Source organism: Halorubrum salinarum (genome assembly GCF_013267195.1).
GTDB classification, from domain to species: domain Archaea; phylum Halobacteriota; class Halobacteria; order Halobacteriales; family Haloferacaceae; genus Halorubrum; species Halorubrum salinarum.
This window is the reverse complement of record NZ_CP053941.1, coordinates 2561823-2577864: the sequence shown is the minus strand read 5'-3', so window position 1 is coordinate 2577864 and position 16042 is coordinate 2561823. Positions and strand designations below refer to the sequence as shown.

14 protein-coding genes and 1 tRNA gene are annotated in these 16042 nt (G+C 69.0%); 4 read left to right on the top strand and 11 right to left on the bottom strand.

The genetic code is table 11. The annotated features are described in order from the left end of the window. Positions 1 to 19: 19 nt before the first annotated feature. A complete protein-coding gene (locus HPS36_RS13155; RefSeq protein ID WP_173230489.1) occupies positions 20 to 415 on the top strand; it encodes a 2Fe-2S iron-sulfur cluster-binding protein in 396 nt (131 codons plus the stop codon). Positions 416 to 587: 172 nt separating this feature from the next. Beyond that, positions 588 to 1154, top strand: coding sequence for a hypothetical protein (locus HPS36_RS13150; protein ID WP_173230488.1), 567 nt, complete (start codon positions 588 to 590; stop codon positions 1152 to 1154). Between the two features lie 36 nt (positions 1155 to 1190). Here the strand turns inward: HPS36_RS13150 and HPS36_RS13145 are convergent, their stop codons facing one another. Further along, the gene (locus tag HPS36_RS13145; RefSeq protein WP_173230487.1) at positions 1191 to 2126 is read right to left on the bottom strand and encodes a DMT family transporter; all 936 of its coding nucleotides are present in this window, start codon (positions 2124 to 2126) and stop codon (positions 1191 to 1193) included. Positions 2127 to 2309: 183 nt separating this feature from the next. On the opposite strand from HPS36_RS13145, the gene HPS36_RS13140 reads away from it, so the two are divergent. After that, the gene (locus HPS36_RS13140; protein ID WP_137716146.1) at positions 2310 to 2792 is read left to right on the top strand and encodes an Lrp/AsnC family transcriptional regulator; all 483 of its coding nucleotides are present in this window, start codon (positions 2310 to 2312) and stop codon (positions 2790 to 2792) included. Between the two features lie 40 nt (positions 2793 to 2832). On the opposite strand, the gene HPS36_RS13135 is transcribed toward HPS36_RS13140, so the two are convergent. From HPS36_RS13135 to HPS36_RS13120, 4 genes are all read right to left on the bottom strand, one after another. Beyond that, positions 2833 to 3357, bottom strand: a complete 525-nt coding sequence (locus HPS36_RS13135; protein ID WP_173230486.1) for a phosphate-starvation-inducible PsiE family protein — start codon at positions 3355 to 3357, stop codon at positions 2833 to 2835. A 68-nt stretch (positions 3358 to 3425) separates the two neighbouring features. Next, the gene (gene gatE, locus HPS36_RS13130) at positions 3426 to 5309 is read right to left on the bottom strand and encodes a Glu-tRNA(Gln) amidotransferase subunit GatE (protein ID WP_173230485.1); all 1884 of its coding nucleotides are present in this window, start codon (positions 5307 to 5309) and stop codon (positions 3426 to 3428) included. A 533-nt stretch (positions 5310 to 5842) separates the two neighbouring features. Continuing rightward, positions 5843 to 6379 (bottom strand): twin-arginine translocation signal domain-containing protein, encoded by a 537-nt coding sequence (locus HPS36_RS13125; RefSeq protein WP_173230484.1) that lies wholly within the window; start codon positions 6377 to 6379, stop codon positions 5843 to 5845. Positions 6380 to 6633: 254 nt separating this feature from the next. Next, positions 6634 to 6718: transfer RNA gene (locus HPS36_RS13120), tRNA-Leu, on the bottom strand. Between the two features lie 161 nt (positions 6719 to 6879). Between HPS36_RS13120 and HPS36_RS13115 the strand changes: the two genes are divergently transcribed. Further along, entirely contained in the window at positions 6880 to 7440 is a 561-nt protein-coding gene (locus HPS36_RS13115) for a DUF420 domain-containing protein (RefSeq protein WP_173230483.1), read from the top strand. Positions 7441 to 7469: 29 nt separating this feature from the next. Here the strand turns inward: HPS36_RS13115 and HPS36_RS13110 are convergent, their stop codons facing one another. The 6 genes from HPS36_RS13110 to HPS36_RS13085 all read right to left on the bottom strand — a co-directional run bounded on the left by HPS36_RS13110 (position 7470) and on the right by HPS36_RS13085 (position 15972). Further along, positions 7470 to 8174 (bottom strand): halocyanin domain-containing protein, encoded by a 705-nt coding sequence (locus tag HPS36_RS13110; protein WP_173230482.1) that lies wholly within the window; start codon positions 8172 to 8174, stop codon positions 7470 to 7472. A 156-nt stretch (positions 8175 to 8330) separates the two neighbouring features. Then, on the bottom strand, positions 8331 to 9830 hold the full coding sequence (purF, locus tag HPS36_RS13105; protein WP_173230481.1) for an amidophosphoribosyltransferase: 1500 nt from the start codon (positions 9828 to 9830) through the stop codon (positions 8331 to 8333). 139 nt (positions 9831 to 9969) lie between these two features. Next, the gene (locus tag HPS36_RS13100) at positions 9970 to 10362 is read right to left on the bottom strand and encodes a DUF5820 family protein (RefSeq protein ID WP_173230480.1); all 393 of its coding nucleotides are present in this window, start codon (positions 10360 to 10362) and stop codon (positions 9970 to 9972) included. Positions 10363 to 10453: 91 nt separating this feature from the next. Next, positions 10454 to 12640 carry a ribosome rescue protein RqcH gene (rqcH, locus tag HPS36_RS13095; RefSeq protein WP_173230479.1) on the bottom strand — a complete coding sequence of 729 codons (2187 nt, stop codon included), beginning with the start codon at positions 12638 to 12640 and terminating at the stop codon, positions 10454 to 10456. 82 nt (positions 12641 to 12722) lie between these two features. Further along, positions 12723 to 14060, bottom strand: coding sequence for a S8 family serine peptidase (locus tag HPS36_RS13090; RefSeq protein WP_173230478.1), 1338 nt, complete (start codon positions 14058 to 14060; stop codon positions 12723 to 12725). 187 nt (positions 14061 to 14247) lie between these two features. Beyond that, on the bottom strand, positions 14248 to 15972 hold the full coding sequence (locus HPS36_RS13085; protein ID WP_173230477.1) for a tRNA uridine(34) 5-carboxymethylaminomethyl modification radical SAM/GNAT enzyme Elp3: 1725 nt from the start codon (positions 15970 to 15972) through the stop codon (positions 14248 to 14250). Between the last annotated feature and the right edge of the window lie 70 nt (positions 15973 to 16042).

The window sequence follows — 16042 nt, the reverse complement described above, 5'->3', positions numbered from 1 at the left end:
GGCGCGCGAAGACCCTCCGATGACCGACGGCGACCGCGACGGCGACGACCGAACGGAAGCCGGGACGGAGACCGTGTCGCTCGTCGTCGTCGACGGCGACGAGCGCGTCAACCTCGACGTGGAGCGGGGGCGGAACCTCCGCCGGGTCCTGCTCGACGCCGGGCTGTCGCCGTACGCGGCCGCGACCCGGCGCCTCAACTGCGGCGGGCGGGGGCTGTGCGCCACCTGCGGCGTCCGCGCCCGGGAGGGACCGCCCGCCGACCACTGGCACGACCGGCTCGCCGACCGGTTCGGCTACCCCCGGCTCTCCTGTCAGATCGCGGTCGACCGGCCGATGACGGTCTCGCTCGTCGACAAGCGCGTCTGGGGCGGGCGGCGGTCCGAGGCGGGCGACGGAGGGTCGGACGGGAACTGACGCCCGGGCCCCACACCTCGTTTCCGGTGAAACGGCGAACGGTACCGCGTCGCACGGGCCGCCGGTCGAGGGGTTCCCGCGGGCCGTCGCGGGCGTTCCGCCCGGTCGTCGGGGACGTTCCGGACGGCCGTCGCGGCACAAAAGCCAAGTCCGCTGGCCCGAACGGTCGGGTATGCAACCCTCCAAGGAGCGCGAGTCGTCCGACGACGACCCGATGGACGACCTCGACGACCTCCTCGACGACGACCTCGCCGGCGGCGAGGGGGCGTCCGACGCCGATTCCGGCGGCGCCGCGAGCGCCGAACCGAGCGCGGGGACCGCCGGCAGCGCCGGGGGGTCCGGCCGAGTCGGCGTCTCGGGCCGGTGGTTCTCGGCGAGGGCGTTCGGGCTCGCGCTCGTCACCGTCGCGGTCGGCGTGTTCGTCGGCGGGCTGATACCCCTGATCGGGGGGACGATCGGGACCGCGGGCGGCGTCTTCCTTGCCGCGTTCCTCCTCGGCCTCGTGCTGTCGACGCGCCGCTACGTCGAGACGGGGATCGCCGGCGGCGCGGCGGGCGCGGTCAGCGCGGTGACGAGCGTCCTCGGCGTCGGCTTCCTGCCCATCGGGATCGACTACCTCTCGCAGTGGGGGCTCCCGCTGGTCGCGGTCGGCGGGGGAGTCGGGCTGGCACTCGCGCTGCTCGGGCACTACTTCGGCCGCGACCTCCGCGCGGGGCTGAGCCGAGAGATCGAGGGGTGAATCCCCGCTGAGGACGCGGAACTGTTTCGCTGGTCGCTATCCCGTCAGGCGGTCGCCGCCGACGTAGTCGGCGATCTCCCGGCGCTCCAAGACGAGGAAGCCGGCGAGGATCGCGACGAACCCGACAAGGGCTTCGGCGTCGACGAGGTGGCCGAGCAGGAGCCAGCTGCCGACCGCGGCGACGACGGGCTCCGCGTAGCCGACGAGGTGGAGCTGCGACGGGCCGACCGCGTCGAGCAGCGCGAAGTACAGGAGAAACGCGACCACGCCGGACAGCACCGTCAGGTACGCGAGCGACGCGATCGACGTCTGGTTCCAGACGATCGCGGCGGGCGACTCCCCGATCGCGGCGGCGGCGACGAGGAGCTGGCCCGCCCCGATGACCATCGCCCACCCCTGAAGCGCGGCGATCGGCAGGTCGGTGCGGAGGGGTCGCAGCAGGACGGCGCCGAGCGAGAAGGCCACCGCGCCCGCGAGCGCGAGGCCGACGCCGACGACCGCCGCGCTGCCGAGCCCGGCCGCCGCCGGGTCGGCGACCACGACCACCCCGAGGACGCCGAGCGCGAACCCGCCTATCTCGACCGGGCCGAGGCGTTCGTTCGGGAGGAGTGCGGCCGCGAAGACGGCCGTCAGGACCGGAGAGAGGCTCACGACGACCGCGGCGACCGCGCCGGAGATCCGGATCTCGCCGAGGTAGAGGAGCCCGTGATACGCCGCGATCACGAAGGTGCCCGCGACGGCGACGCCGAGCCACTCGTCGCGGCCCCGCGGCGTCCACCGGTCCGCGGCGACCGCGGCGTAGCCGAGCACGACCGCGCCCGCGACGGCGTACCTGACCCCCGCGAACAGCAGCGGCGGGAAGTAGTGGAGGCCGGCCTCGATGGCGACGAAGGAGGTGCCCCACAGCGTCGCGAGGAGGAGGAACGCGGCCACGATCGCTTCCGGAGTAGAGAGGAAGTTTCTGAGATTCACTGACTATCCGTTCGAAATACGCGGTCATAGTTAAACTATACTCTCGAAACAGCCGATATCTAGGATGAAGAATCAGACATACGAATCAGATTCGATTCCTCGCCCGAGCCGCCACCGTATCTTAGAGCAGACTCCAACCCTGTCGGGCGACATATACAACCGATCGGGGGTCGATCCGGGTGTATGGACGAGCGCGACGTGCGGCTGCTGAAGGCCATCTCCGATCTCGGCACCGGGAGCCCCGAGCGGCTCCACGAGGAGACCGGGATCCCGGTGTCGACGATCCACTACCGGCTGAACAACCTGCGCGAGGACGGAGTCATCGAGAACGACCTGTACGACCTCGACCACGAGGCGCTCGGGCTCGGCGTCACCGTCATCGTCGAGGTGCTCGCGAGCTACGAGGGCCCCTACGAGGAGTTCGCCGAGGAGCTGCTGGCGGTCGAGGGCGTCACGGAGGCGTTCTTCACGATGGGCGAGACGGACTTCGTCGTCCTCGCTCGGCTCTCCTCGTCGGACACGGTCGAGCGGCTGATCAGCGACTTCGAGGCGATCCCGCAGGTCGAGCGGACGAACTCGACGTTCACCATCGCGACGCTCCGCGACGAGTCGCGCGCGCCGGCGACGTACGACCTCGACACGCTGATCGAGGAGCTGACGGACTGACGGCCCACTCGGACGGCGACAGCGGTCCCCCTACCAGCGCTCACTCGGACAGAATCGAGTTGCCGACCGAGCGCTCGACGAATAGCAGCGCCACGAGGCCGCCGATGATGATCGTGTACGACACCGCCGCGAACAGCGCGTCCTGCGTCGTCGAGTACTCCGTGGTGCGGAAGATGATCACCTTCCGGACCATCGCGATGACGCCGGTGTAGATCACCAGCCTGACGATCCGGCGCGTGTCGCTCTGCTCGATGTAGGCGACGACCGTCTCGTACACCTCGACGATGATGAGGAGCAGCAGTCCGGTCTCGATGAAGCCGATGACCGTGTTCGGGTCGGTGATCGCGCCGGTGGGGACCGACTCGGCGATCTGGATCGCGAGGTCGATCACGCCGATACCGAACAGCAGGGCGAAAAGCGCCGCCGCGGCCAGTTCGACGCCGTGAATGAACCAGTTCGTCACGTCCGAGACGCGGTCGCCGCGTGTCTTCGCGGCGGCCGGGTCGGGCGTGCTCCCCGGCTCGGGCGAGTCGTCGGACGGGTCGGCCGCAGACGAGTCAGCCATCTGTAGTTCTCGGACGGAAACAGGCACTCCCGCCACGTAAAGAACGGGCCTAACCGGCGGCGAGCGCGCTACGTGCGCTTGCCGATCTCTTCGCGGAGCACGTCGGAGACGACCTCGCCGTCCGCCTTCCCGCGGAGCGCGCCCATGGCCTCGCCCATCAGCCCGGAGAACGCGCCCATCCCCTCGGCCTCGACCTGGTCGGCGTTGCGCTCGACGACCTCGACGACGGCCTCGCGCACCTCCGCCTCGCTCACGCCGGAGAGCCCGGCCTCCTCGACCGCCTCGCTCGCCGTCAGGTCGGGGTCCTCGGCGAGCGTCGTCAGCACCTCGGGGACGCCCTCCTTCGCGAGGTCGCCGTCCTCGACGAGGTCGAACAGCGCGAGGAAGTGGTCGTCGGTGAGGTTCTCCACGGGCGCGCCGTCGCGCCGGATCTCCGTCGTCGTCGACTCAAGCGTCGACGCCGCGAAGGTCGGGTCGACGCCGCGCTCCACGGCCGCCTCGAACAGCGGGAACCGCTGGCCGAACGCGACCTGCTCGGCGAGGCCGGCGTCGAGGCCGAACTCCGCCTCGTACCGCTCGGCCTTCTCGTCGAGCAGTTCGGGGGTCTCCACGTCGGAGGGGTCCGGCTCGACCGGGGGCACGTCCGTCTCGGGGTACATGCGCGCGGCGCCCGGCAGCGGGCGGAGGTACCGGGTCGTGCCGTCGTCGTTCGCGCCGCGGGTCTCCTCCGGGACGCCCTCGATCGCGGTCTCGGCGCGGTCCGCGGCCGCCTCGATCGCGAGGTCGGCGGCCTCCGGGTCGGCCGCGACGATGGCGACCGCGTCGCCCTCGCCCGCGCCCACGGCGTCGCGGAGCGCGTCGACCTCCGCCTCGGTGACGCCGTACGCGGGCAGCTCGTCGGTGTGGAAGATGCCGCCGGCGCCGTGGTGCTTCGCGTGGTCGGACAGCTCCGTGCCGAGCCGGCGGTCCGTCTGGATCTCGCGGCCGACGAGGCCGTCGAAGCCGAACAGCGGGACCGCGGTCACCTTCCCGCCCGAGTCGAGCGCGCCGCGGATGACCCCGGACTCCGTGTCGGCGAAGACGTCGGTCACGTCCGAGACGTCGCCGACGCTCGCGTCGCGCTCGCGAAGCTCGTCGCGGATTTCGAGCAGCTCCGCCTGCCGCCCGACCTCGCCGCGGACGATGTCCTCGATCCCCTGGAGGTCCTGAACCCCCTTCACCTCGACGCGGGCGCCGTCCGCGATGGAGACGTTCACGTCCTGGCGGATCGTGCCGAGCCCGCGCTTGACCGCGCCCGTCGAGCGGAGCAGCATGCCGATGCGCTCGGCGGCCTGCCGGGCGCCCTCGGGGCTGCGGATGTCCGGGCCCGTCCCGATCTCGACGAGGGGGACGCCGAGGCGGTCGAGCGAGTAGACGACGCCGTCGTCGGTCTCCTCGACGCGCTTCGCCGACTCCTCTTCGAGCATGAGGTCGACGACCGACACGGAGCCGGACTCGGTCTCGATCTCGCCGTCCTGGCCCAGGAGAATGGAGCGCTGGAATCCGGAGGTGTTCGAGCCGTCGATGACGAGCTTCCGCATGACGTGCGCCTGGTCGACGACGGAGAGGTCGAGCAGGTCGGCGATCTGGAGCGCCACCGAGAGCGCCTCGCCGTCGACGCGCCGGGGCGGCTCGTCGTCCTCCTCGACGAGGCAGGTGGTGTCGTACGCGAGGTACGTGAACTCGCGGTCGACGCGGCTCTCCTCCATCGCCGCGTCGTCGAGTTCGCCCAGTTCGCTCTTCGTCGGGTGGAGCTGCCGGGTGATCGACCGGTCGGCCTCGTCCGGGTCGCGCTCGACGGTCGGGGAGTCACAGAACAGCTTCGTCTCCGTGTCGAGCTGCTGGTGGATCTCCAGCCCGGCGACGAGCCCCAGTTCCTCGTAGTCGTACTCGGGGGTCGCGTCCTTACTCATTACGCCTCACTCCGACGGCGCGCGACTAAAAGGGTGGCAGTTCGCGCGAGCGACGAGAGTCGAGACCGCTGCCGGTGTTTATAACTGAACGAGCGGTGGCGCGTGCCTGCGAGGCCGCCTCGCGGCCGAGCCGCGAGGGACCGAAGGTCCCTCTGGAAGCCGGCGCTTCGCGCCGGCGACAGCACGCGCGAGGGAGTCAGTCGCCCGAAGCGGAGCGAGGGCGACTGACGAGGCTGGTGTGGCGCGAGGTGCGGTGCTGGGCGGGACTCAAAGGGGCAGTCGCGGGGGCGAAGCACGACGACGCCAGCACCGCAAGGAGCGAGCGGAGCGACCGACTGAGGAGCACAGCGAGTCGCGCGAGTCCTCGCGGCTGGGGCTTTGGAGGAACCAGCGATCGATCTGAGACCGACGACTCCGTTGAGATCCTCAAACGACGACGTGGCCTCAGCGCCCGGGAGACTACGGAGCGCATAGTCAGCACGTAGTGCGAAGTCAGCGAAAGGTGACGAGTAGTCAACGCAGGCAGCAACTACTCAGTTGGAATTGATTGCTGACTCGAGATCGAAGGATCTAATATTACTTTCAGATATCGCTTGATTTCGTGGTTCGGTGTTGTGAACTCGCAGATAGCGGAACTCGTCCTCCCCGGATCTCGTACTGACCGTGGCACGACCGCCGAGGGTAAGTTCGTTGAAGTCGGCCTGTGTGACCGCCACATTGACCGGGTTCTCATTTCCGCCAACCGGAGCTACGTTAACGAGATACCGAACGTCCCCGAACTGATTTTTCAGCTCCTCATGGAGGCTGTCGGAGACGGTAACGGTTCGGTCATCAAGAGCAGACCCGACGTACTCGGGGTCATATTGCCCGTGGAGAATATTCTCCAAGCGTTCGAACAGCACGGTGAGTAGGTCAATTCTGGTCGCGTTCCCATCGGAAGCGGTCGCCTCCACATTGATTGATTTCACGAAGACACGTCCTGTCGTTGTGTCGACCGAACTAACGCAGCCTGCCACCCCGACAGCACCCACGACGCTCACTCCTGCGAGGAAATTCCGGCGGGAGGGCATATCCGGAACATGTGACATACCGGGAAAATATTTTGTGCCTATTTTTCACAATATCCGGGGTTCGGACATGCTGTAGTAGAAGCAAATCAGCCATCCGTAAGGAGGCAACTGAGGCTTTGAGGCTGTAACAGAAGCCGTTAGGTCAGGTCGCAAACGAGCATAGCCGTTGCTCGTCACGTAACGTCCGAAAGGAATTGTGCGTGGGTGCTGTCGTAGAGACAACACCGGCATCGTTGGGGGTGTGCCCCGAGCGATGCGTGGGACCGGATTTGAACCGGCGGACCTCTACAGGACAGCGCCCTCAACGCTGCGCCGTTGGCCTGGCTTGGCTACCCACGCTCGCGGTGTTCTGTCGCGTCTCCACCTACCTTTCCCCTGATTAAAAGCCCTTCCATTCGAGGGAGCCGTGCCGGAGTTTCGCAGACTGTCGGGCGGCCCCCCGACTCGACGGGGCGACCGCAACCGGCACGGGTTTGGGGGTCGCGTCCCACCGCACGGACATGACCGATTGGGCCCGCGAGAACGTTTCCGTCCTGACCGCCGTCGCCTCCGTCGTCGCGCTCGCGCTCGTGTTCGGCGCGGTGGGCGGCGTGATCCCGAGTTCGCTGCTGCCGCGCGCGAGCGACGCCGCCCTCGCCGCGATCCCGCACTTCAACGCCGCCGTCTCCCTCACCGCCATCGCGACGATCCTGCTCGGCTGGCGGGCGATTTCCCGGGGGAACGTCGAGCGGCACCGGAACTTCATGGTGACCTCCTTCGCGCTGTTCGCCGCGTTCCTCGGCGCGTACCTCTACCGGCTGATCCACGTCAGCACCACCGAGTTCCCCGGGCCGGAGCTCGTCTACTCGTACGTCTACCTCCCGTTCCTCGCGGTCCACATCCTGTTGGCCATCGTCTGCGTCCCGTTCGTCTTCCACGCGCTCTTCCTGGCCGCGACCCGTCCGTACGCGGACCTCTACCAGACGAGACACTCGCAGGTCGGGTTCGTCGGCGCCGTCCTCTGGCTGATCTCGTTCACGATGGGAATCGGCGTGTACCTGCTGCTGTACCACGTCTACTGACCGAAAGCGCGACGGGAATATCGGGGCGGCTACGTGTTCCGCTCGGCCTTCCGGTGGGCGGCGTAGAACAGCGGGACGAGCAGCGCGCCGGCGAAGCCGAAGCCGAGCGCCAGCGTCCCGATGTCGCTCGCGGAGAGTCCGCTCCCGCCGCCGGAGCCACCGCTTCCGGAACCGCCGCTTTCGGAGTCGCCGCTTCCGGAGCCGCCGTCGCCCCCGTCGCCCCCCTCGGCCTGCGGGTCGACGAGGTCGTCGTCGACGGAGCCGACCGCGACGGCCCCCTTCATCCCGATGGACTGGTGCGGGCCGCAGTAGTAGTTGAACACGTCGCCGTCGCCGGCGTCGTCGAAGGTGTACTCGAAGGTGGTCCCTTCCTCAGCGACCGCCGACCCGCTGTCGAAGGTGCCGTCGTCCGCGACGACGTTGTGGCCGCCGCCCCGACCGGTCCACTCCCAGACGACCGTCGTGCCCGGGTCGATCAGGATGGCGGCGGGACCGAACAGGAGACCGTTCTCGCCCGCGCCGACCGAGACGGTGACCTCGCTCTGCCCGCGGTAGTCGTGGGTCCCGTCGTAGTTGCTCACGTCGTCGAGCCAGCCGTCGTACTGGGCGGCCGCGGTGCCGCTTCCGGCCGCGACGCCCGCGGCGACCGCCGCCCCGGCGGCCCCGGCGCGGAAGAACCCGCGGCGGCTCATCGACGCGGCGTCGCCCTCGGCAACGTCGGCGTTCGGTGTCATACTCGCACGTCTAACCGTGAGCGTATTTAAGCCCCCGATACGTCCCGAGCGGTCGGACCGCCGCCGAACGTGTGCGGGGTCGCGTTCGAAAAGGCGCGGCTCGCGACCGAGCGTTCGAGGCGTGATTCGGTCGTCGAGTTCGGCCGTCCGGAGTCGCTAATCGTCGGCCGGCGTCGGGTCCGAGACTGGCGCGTCGACGTCGCGGTCGGTCGCTTCGCCCTCCACGTCGAAGGGGTACTCGCCGGTGACGCAGCCGAGACACAGGTCGGCGCGGCTCTCGCCGAGCGCCTCCGCGACCGCGTCGATGGAGAGGTACGACAGCGAGTCGGCGCCGACCTCCTCGCGGATCTCCTCGGTCGAGGCGTCGGCCGCGATCAGCTCCTCCCGGGTCGCCATGTCGATGCCGAAGTAGCAGGGCGCGAGGATCGGCGGCGCGCCGATCCGGAGGTGAACCTCCTCGGCGCCCGCCTCGCGGACCAGCTCGACGAGCTGGGTCGAGGTCGTCCCGCGGACGATGGAGTCGTCGATGATGGTGACCGACTTCCCCTCCACCGTCGAGCGGATCGGGTTCAGCTTCAGGCGGACCGCGCGCTCGCGCTCGTCCTGCGTGGGCATGATGAACGTCCGGCCCACGTACCGGTTCTTCATCAGGCCCTCGGCGAACTCGACGCCGCCGTCGTCGGCCGCCCTGGGCTCGCCGTCGGCGGTCGTCTCGGCCGCGGCGTCCGCGTAGCCGGAGGCGAACGCGCGCCCGGAGTCGGGCACGGGCATCACCACGTCGGACTCGACCGCGGACTCCTCCCAGAGCTTCCGGCCGAGCTTCCGGCGCACCTCGTACACGAGGCTCTCGTCGATGACGGAGTCGGGGCGGGCGAAGTAGACGTGTTCGAAGAAGCAGTGGGCGGTCGACTCGCGTTCGACCAGCTGGTACGTGTCGTAGCCGGTGCCGTCGGGGTCGAGGACGACGAGTTCGCCGGGGCGCACGTCGCGGATCAGCTCGCCGTCGAGGGTGTCGATGGCGGCGGACTCGCTGGCGAGAACGTAGCCGCCGTCGATCTTACCCAGGCACAGCGGCCGGTTCCCGAGCGGGTCGCGGACGCCGAGCACGGTGTCGTCGTGGGTGATCGCCAGCGAGTAGGAGCCGTGGATGCGGTTCATCGTGTGCTTGACCGCCCGCACGAGGTCCTCTTCGAGGAGGTTCCGCGCGAGGTCGTGGGCGATCACCTCGGTGTCGCCGTCGGAGGTGAACGCATGACCGGCCTCCGCGAGTTCCTCGCGCACCTCGTCGGCGTTGACGAGGTTGCCGTTGTGCGAGAGCCCGAGCGAGCCGGACTTGAACGAGACCGAGAACGGCTGCGCGCAGCTCTTGTCGAGGCTGCCGGCGGTCGGGTAGCGCACGTGGCCGATACCGGTGCCGCCCGACAGCGACGCGAGGTCACCCTCCTCGAAGGCGTCGCCGACGAGGCCGCGCTCGACGTGGCTGTGCTGTTGGAACCCGTCGTGCGTGACGATCCCCGCCGACTCCTGCCCGCGGTGCTGGAGCGCGTACAGCGCGTAGTACAGCGGTCGCGCGGCCTCCCGGTCCTCGAGCGAGACGCCGACGACGCCGCACTTCTCCCGCGGTTCGTCGCCGCCGTAGTCCCCACCGGCGTTCATGTACGCGAGGGTGAGGCGGGCGGCGATAAAAATCCTCGTGTTCGTGGCGTATCCCCCCGCTTCTCACCGATATTTATACACAATTATGGATAATTTCGGTGAGCGGTCCCCCGCGGTCGGGCAGTCCGACCGACGGGACTCACGCCGTCTCGCTGCTCCCGACGAACTCGTCGAGGCGCGCGAAGTACTCCTCTCTGGGCACCTGGTACGCCCCCCGGTAGTCCACGTCGCCGGAGACGAACCGCTCCGCGACGTCGACCGCGCCGGCCGCGCCCGCCTCCCGGCTCTCGTGGGTCTGCGTGACCGCCTCGATCTCGGGCTCCAAGAAGAGGACGACGTGCCACTCGTCGGTCGCGTACTGGCCCGACCCGGGCCGGGCGTTCCGGGCGCCGTTCGTCAGGTAGATCGTCGGGAGACACTCGTCGGGGAGGTCGCCGCTCCCGAAAACGTCGGGGCGGTAGACGAGGATCGCCCGCCCGCTGGGCTCCTCGTTCCACAGCCGCCAGCCGTCCGGCAGCGATTCGAAGGCCATGCGCCCCCTCGGTCGCGGAGGCTTGAAAACGTCGCGCTCGGGCCGACGCGGTGCCGCTCCGTCGGCGACGGGGTCGGGTCGACGACTGGCCTCAGTCGACGATGTCCGACCCGCCCGGCGGCAGGAACTCCTGTAGCTGGTCGGCGCTCGCGACCTTCCGCACGAACGACTGGTCCGCGAACCGCTCTTTCAGGTTCCGGTAGGCCATCATCGCGGCGTCGTTTTGCGCGTACATCCCCGGCTCGAAGGTGACGTGCGCGGCCGCGCGGTCGACGATCGCCGACGGCGGCCCGCCGATGGCGCGGGTGACCGGCTCGCACTGGACGCCGACCGCGATCCGGCAGGGGACATCCTCGAAGTAGGTGCGGTCGCCGCGGATCACGAAGCTCCCCTTCTCGATGTACTCGCCGCTCTCGGGCGTCTTCGACACCTGGTCCGGCTCGACCATGTACGCGTCGCCCGCGCCGCGACCGTCCTTCCAGTCCGACGAGTAGGAGACGGCGAACTGCGCGGCCTCGCGCAGGGTCTCCTCGGAGAAGTCGACGGGGTCGGCCGACTCTGACGGCCCCGACGCCTTCAGGATCGTCACCGGTCCCCCGTGCGCCTGGGTGTGGAAGAACCGGTCGTGCTTGCTCATATACTTCTTCACCAGCTCCTCGTTCTGGTCGGCGTTCCGGCCGCCGATGACGAGGTACCCCGTGGAGGTGCGGAACCAGCGGAACCGCTCGAACCAGTCGTCCGGGCTTCGGATCGGGATCGACGACCGCGAGAGCCAGTCGGTCTCGTACTCCTCCTCGTCGGCGTCGCCCTCGTCGTCAGCGTTGTCTCCCTCGTCGGCGGCCTGCTGTTCCCCCCACTCCCGCTTCCGCTCCTTGACGGCCTCCAGCTCCTCGCGGGTCGACTCGATCGCCTCCTTCGCGCCCGCCTTCTTCTCCTCGACGCGCTTCGCCTCCCGGTAGAGCCGGTCGGCGTTGACCTCGACGCCCTCGCTGGCGTCGAGTTCGACATGGGTCGTCCCGCCGTCGTCGCCCTCCTCGTCGAGCTCGACCGTCACGGTCCCCTCGCCGCCGTCGACGCCGACGACGGCCTGCGCGGCCTCGATCCCGCGCTCGGCGCCGGCGTCGAGCGTCGCCTCGATCTCGTCCCACGGCACCTCGTTCTCGCGGGCCTCGCGCACGGTCGAGATCACCTCGTCGACGAGGTCGTAGTTCGCGTACAGCAGCTCGGCGCGCTCGCGCTCGGCCTGCGCCTGCTCCTCGAACCCCTCGATCGCCCCCTTCTGCTGTTCGATGATCCGCTCCTGTTTGGCGATCTCCTCCTCGAAGTCCGGGCGGGAGCTGCCGGCGTCGGCGGGCGCCTCGCCGTCGTCGGTCGCCTCGCTCCCCAGCCGGTGGAAGTACTCGTCGACGGCGTCGTTGAACGAGTCGAAGCCGACGCTCGGGAGGTCCTCGTGTTCGGCCAGCGGGAACGGCGTCACGTCGACGACCCGGGGCTCGCCGCCGTCGCCGTCGGTCCCGTCGCCCTCGACCGATTCCTCGTACACGCGCGGGTCGACGTCGCCGGATCGGAGCCGCTCGTCGATCCGTGCGAGCGCGTCGTGGAGCGCGCGGAGCTGGTCGTCGGTCGCCTCCTCGATCGGCGTCTCCTTCGGCACGCCGGCCCGCGTACACACCTCCTCGGCGTACAGGCCGCCGAGGTTGAGCTGCGTGGCGAGCGTGCGCACCACGTCGCTGTCCGACTCGCGCATGTGGCGCTCGAACCCGCCGTAGCTCACGTCGAGCGGGTTCAGCCGGGAGGCGGGGTACTCGTACTGCGAGCCGGGCGCGACGGTGCGAGACTTGAGCCGCACCGTCGACAGCGCCCCAATCACCTCGCCCGTCTCGTCGAGCGCGGCGACGTTCCCCTGGCCGAACAGCTCCGCGACGAGGGTGGTGTTCTGGTCCTCGCGCTCGAACTCGAAGGTGAGGATGCGGTCGAACTCGTACTGCTCGACGCCCGCGAAGTCCGCGCCGGACATGCGGTTCCGCAGCATCTTCGCGAAGTTCGGCGGACGGCCCGGCGCGTCCGCGACGTGGTTCGGGTCGGCGGCGTGCGCGCGCTTCACGTCGCCCACCTCGATCATGAGCTCGACGCGGCCGCGGTCGAAGTCGCGCAGCTTCAGCCGGAGCAGGTCGTCGTCGTAGAGGTACGCCTTGTCGACCTTCGCGCCCTCGTACCGATTGAGCTCGGTGACGAGCGCGGCGAGGTCGATGCTCGACAGCTCCCGCTTCTGGTCCATACCCAAGACAGACCGGCGGGCCGGAAAAAGGCGTGTCGTTGTGGGGACGGCCCGCGACGCGCTCGACGGCGTCGCGTCGTCGCTACTTCTTGCCGTTCTTCGTCGCCAGTCGCTCGACCGTGTTCAGGGCATTGATGATCCCAGCGCCGAACTCGGAGCTGCTCTTGCCGTTCGCGCCTTCGGCTCCCTTCTGGATGGCCTGCTCGATGCGGCTCGCGTTCGCGTTCGGTTCGAGTTCGCGGACGAGCGCGGCCAGTCCGGCGACCTGCGGCGCGGCCATGGAGGTGCCGGCGATGGCATCGTAACCGGGCAAGCCGATCTCCGATTTCAGATCGGTCGGCCACGTCGAAACGACGGCGTTCAATGGGAAGGGGATGTCATCGGGCTCCCCGGTTACACCCAGCGTCCGTTCGACTGTCTCGTAGTAGCCGCCCGGCGCGGCGATGTCGATGTCGCTGGTGCCGAAGTTGGAGTAGAACGAGAGCGTGTCGGCGGGGGACGTGGCGCTGACCGTGAACGCCGCCGGAACGCTGTTCGGGAGGGTGAAGCCGCTTCCCTGAAGACTCCCCGAGTCGTTGCCCGCGCTCCCGGTGATTACCGTACCGCGGCGGACCGCACTCTGGAACACCGTCTGAACCTCCGCCTTCAGCTTGTTCAGGGCCGACCCGGGCTCTTGGACGCCCGGAATGCCGAGACTGAAATTCGCGGCGTCCGCGCCGATCTCGGCCGCGTAGTCGATCCCGGCGAGGATGTCGCCGAACGTCGCGCCGCCTTCGGCGGGGAAGACGCGGACCGGGATTAGCTCGGTGTCGGGCGCGGTCCCGACGAAGCCGACCTCGCCGGTCGCGCCGACGGTCCCCGCGACGTGGGTGCCATGGTAGCCAGAGTCGTCGGGGCCAATTTCTGGCACGTCGTCGTTGGTGACGAACGCGCGGCCGAGATCCTCGTTCACGTTGCCGAGGTCCGGATGGTTGAGATCGATCCCCGTGTCGACGATCGCGACCCGTGTCCCCTCGCCGGTCGCGTATTCGTGGGCCTCGAACACGTCCGTCGTTTGCTTGTCCCACTGGAGGTCTGTGAACGCGGCGTCGTCACTCGGAAGGTCATCCGACTCGACCTCGGCGTCGACATCCGGCTGGTCGAGTTCAACCGTCACGTCCGGGTTCGCCGCCGAGACGCCGCCGATCGACTCGAGGTCGGCGGACGCGTCCGCTGGCCCGGTGACGACGAGGACCGACCCCTCGGCGAGCTCGTGGCGCACCGAGAAGCCCGCGTCCACGACCGCGTCGCGTGTGCCGTTCCCAGTCGCGCGAACGATATACTGCGCGTCTCCGGCGGCGGCCGACGCCGTGCCCGTGATCGTCGCCGTGACGCCGATTCCCGCTGCGCCTTTGATGAACGTCCGTCGTCCAAAATTCATGGTAACATTCCTCGCGAAACGAGGTATTACTCAGTATGGCTAACCAATAATAAAAGTTGTAGAATGAAATGGTTTGACTGGTTGTCGTATTCTACGAAGTTCCAGACCGTTTCTCGGGCGAAACAGATCGATCGTGGCTATTGGCGGGTGGTCGTTATCCTCGGGGGCGCTGTCGTCGCGTGGCCGGTCAGAGCTGCTTCGACACGTACGGGCCGTCCTGCCGGTAGCCGAGCTTATTGCGATAGTACTCGCGGGCGCCGATGCCGGAGATGACCGCGACCTTGTCGTAGCCGGCCTCGCGGGCGAGTTCCTCGGCGCGTTCGAGGAGCCGCGTGCCGTACCCCTGATGCTGCCAGTCGCCGTCACCGCCGATGCCGACCTCGTTGCCGTAGACGTGGAGCTCGCGGACCAGGGCGGCGTCTTCGAGTTCCGGGCGGATCGGGTCGCTCTCGGTCCCCGGCGCGCCGGGCTGGTCGGGCGCGAACGAGGGGAACCGCAGCCGGCAGAAGCCGACGAGGAGGTCGCGGACCGGGTCCTCGAAGGAGATGAAGTGCTCCGTGCCGCCGCCGGCCTCGTAGGTGAGCACGTCGAGTTCCACGTCGTCCGGGTCCGGGTCGGCGTCGTTGTGGCCGACCTCGCGGGCGCGGATGTCCCGCTGGACGATCCCCTTCTCCTCGGCGCGCTGCGCCGCGAGCTGTCGGAGGTTCGACTTCTGGACGCCGGCGTCGATGAAGTCCGCGGGGATGTCGCGCTGGACGCGCTGGAGCCGCGTGTACTTCGGGATCTGGTCCATCACGTCGGCGACCAGGTCGGCCGCCTCCTCGCTGGTGAGCGGGTCGAAGTCGTCGCGGCGCCAGCGGTCGTACACGCGGGTCCCCTCGACGACGAGGGTGGGGTAGATCTTCAGGTAGTCGGGCCGCCAGTCGGGGTTCTCGAACAGCTGCCGGAAGTCCTCCAGGCACATCTCGCGGGTCATCCCCGGCTGGCCGGGCATCATGTGGAACCCCACCTTGAACGCCGCGTCGCGGAGGCGCCGGTTCGCGTTGCGGGAGGCCTCGTTGCCGTGCCCGCGGTGCATCTCGCGGTTGATCCGCTCGTAGGTGGTCTGGACGCCGACCTCGACCTTCGTGCCGCCCAGGTCGAGCATGCGGTCGATCTGCTCAGGGTCGCACCAGTCCGGCTTCGTCTCGAACGTGGTCCCGATGTTGCGGATCGCGTTCGTCTCGTTCTCGGCGATCACGTCTTCGAGGTACTCGAACTCGGCGTCCTCGGGTGCGGGCGCGAACGACTCGCCCTCGGCGGGCTCCGGCTCCTTATCGAGGTCGTAGTCGTTCATCGCCTGGAGCGCGCGCTTCACGAACCACTCCTGGTAGTCGTGCGAGCGCGCCGTCATCGTCCCGCCCATCAGGATGAGCTCAACCTTGTCGACGGGGTGGCCGATCTTCCGGAGCTGTTCGAGCCGGAGCGTGACCTGTCCGTACGGGTCGTAGTCGTTCTGTTCGCCGCGGGCCGCAGCGGGCTCGTGGCCGGTGTACGACTGCGCCGAGGAGAACTCGGAGGCCGGGCCGCCCGGACAGTAGAGGCACTTCCCGTGCGGGCACAGCTTCGGCGAGGTCATGATCGCGACCGGGGAGACGCCGGAGGCGGTGCGGACGGGCTTGCGCTGGACCACCTCGATCACGTCGTCGCGCGCCTCGGCGGGGGCGTGGTCCAGTATCTCGGTGTTCTTCGGCACCTTCGGGGAGCCGAACTCCGAGCAGGCATCGAGCTTGGCGCGTTCGAGGTCGTCGCGCTCGATCTCGCCCGCGAGGATGCGGTCGACGAGGTGTTCGCAGGTGCGGACGAACGCCTCCGAGTCGGTACCGTCCCCGGAAGCGGCGTCGTCGGCGTCGCCCGCCGCGTCGGTACTCATTACCCCTCGATCGACGGGTTTCGGGGTTAAGCGTGTCGCACCCGTGCGCCGACTCGGCGTCAGGGGGCGC

Coding starts and splice junctions, on each gene's coding strand:
- HPS36_RS13155 (WP_173230489.1), top strand. CDS start 20: ATGACCGACGGCGACCGCGACGGCGACGACCGAACGGAAGCCGGGACG.
- HPS36_RS13150 (WP_173230488.1), top strand. CDS start 588: ATGCAACCCTCCAAGGAGCGCGAGTCGTCCGACGACGACCCGATGGAC.
- HPS36_RS13140 (WP_137716146.1), top strand. CDS start 2,310: ATGGACGAGCGCGACGTGCGGCTGCTGAAGGCCATCTCCGATCTCGGC.
- HPS36_RS13135 (WP_173230486.1), bottom strand. CDS start 3,357: ATGGCTGACTCGTCTGCGGCCGACCCGTCCGACGACTCGCCCGAGCCG.
- gatE (WP_173230485.1), bottom strand. CDS start 5,309: ATGAGTAAGGACGCGACCCCCGAGTACGACTACGAGGAACTGGGGCTC.
- HPS36_RS13125 (WP_173230484.1), bottom strand. CDS start 6,379: ATGCCCTCCCGCCGGAATTTCCTCGCAGGAGTGAGCGTCGTGGGTGCT.
- HPS36_RS13115 (WP_173230483.1), top strand. CDS start 6,880: ATGACCGATTGGGCCCGCGAGAACGTTTCCGTCCTGACCGCCGTCGCC.
- HPS36_RS13110 (WP_173230482.1), bottom strand. CDS start 8,174: ATGACACCGAACGCCGACGTTGCCGAGGGCGACGCCGCGTCGATGAGC.
- purF (WP_173230481.1), bottom strand. CDS start 9,830: ATGAACGCCGGTGGGGACTACGGCGGCGACGAACCGCGGGAGAAGTGC.
- HPS36_RS13100 (WP_173230480.1), bottom strand. CDS start 10,362: ATGGCCTTCGAATCGCTGCCGGACGGCTGGCGGCTGTGGAACGAGGAG.
- rqcH (WP_173230479.1), bottom strand. CDS start 12,640: ATGGACCAGAAGCGGGAGCTGTCGAGCATCGACCTCGCCGCGCTCGTC.
- HPS36_RS13090 (WP_173230478.1), bottom strand. CDS start 14,060: ATGAATTTTGGACGACGGACGTTCATCAAAGGCGCAGCGGGAATCGGC.
- HPS36_RS13085 (WP_173230477.1), bottom strand. CDS start 15,972: ATGAGTACCGACGCGGCGGGCGACGCCGACGACGCCGCTTCCGGGGAC.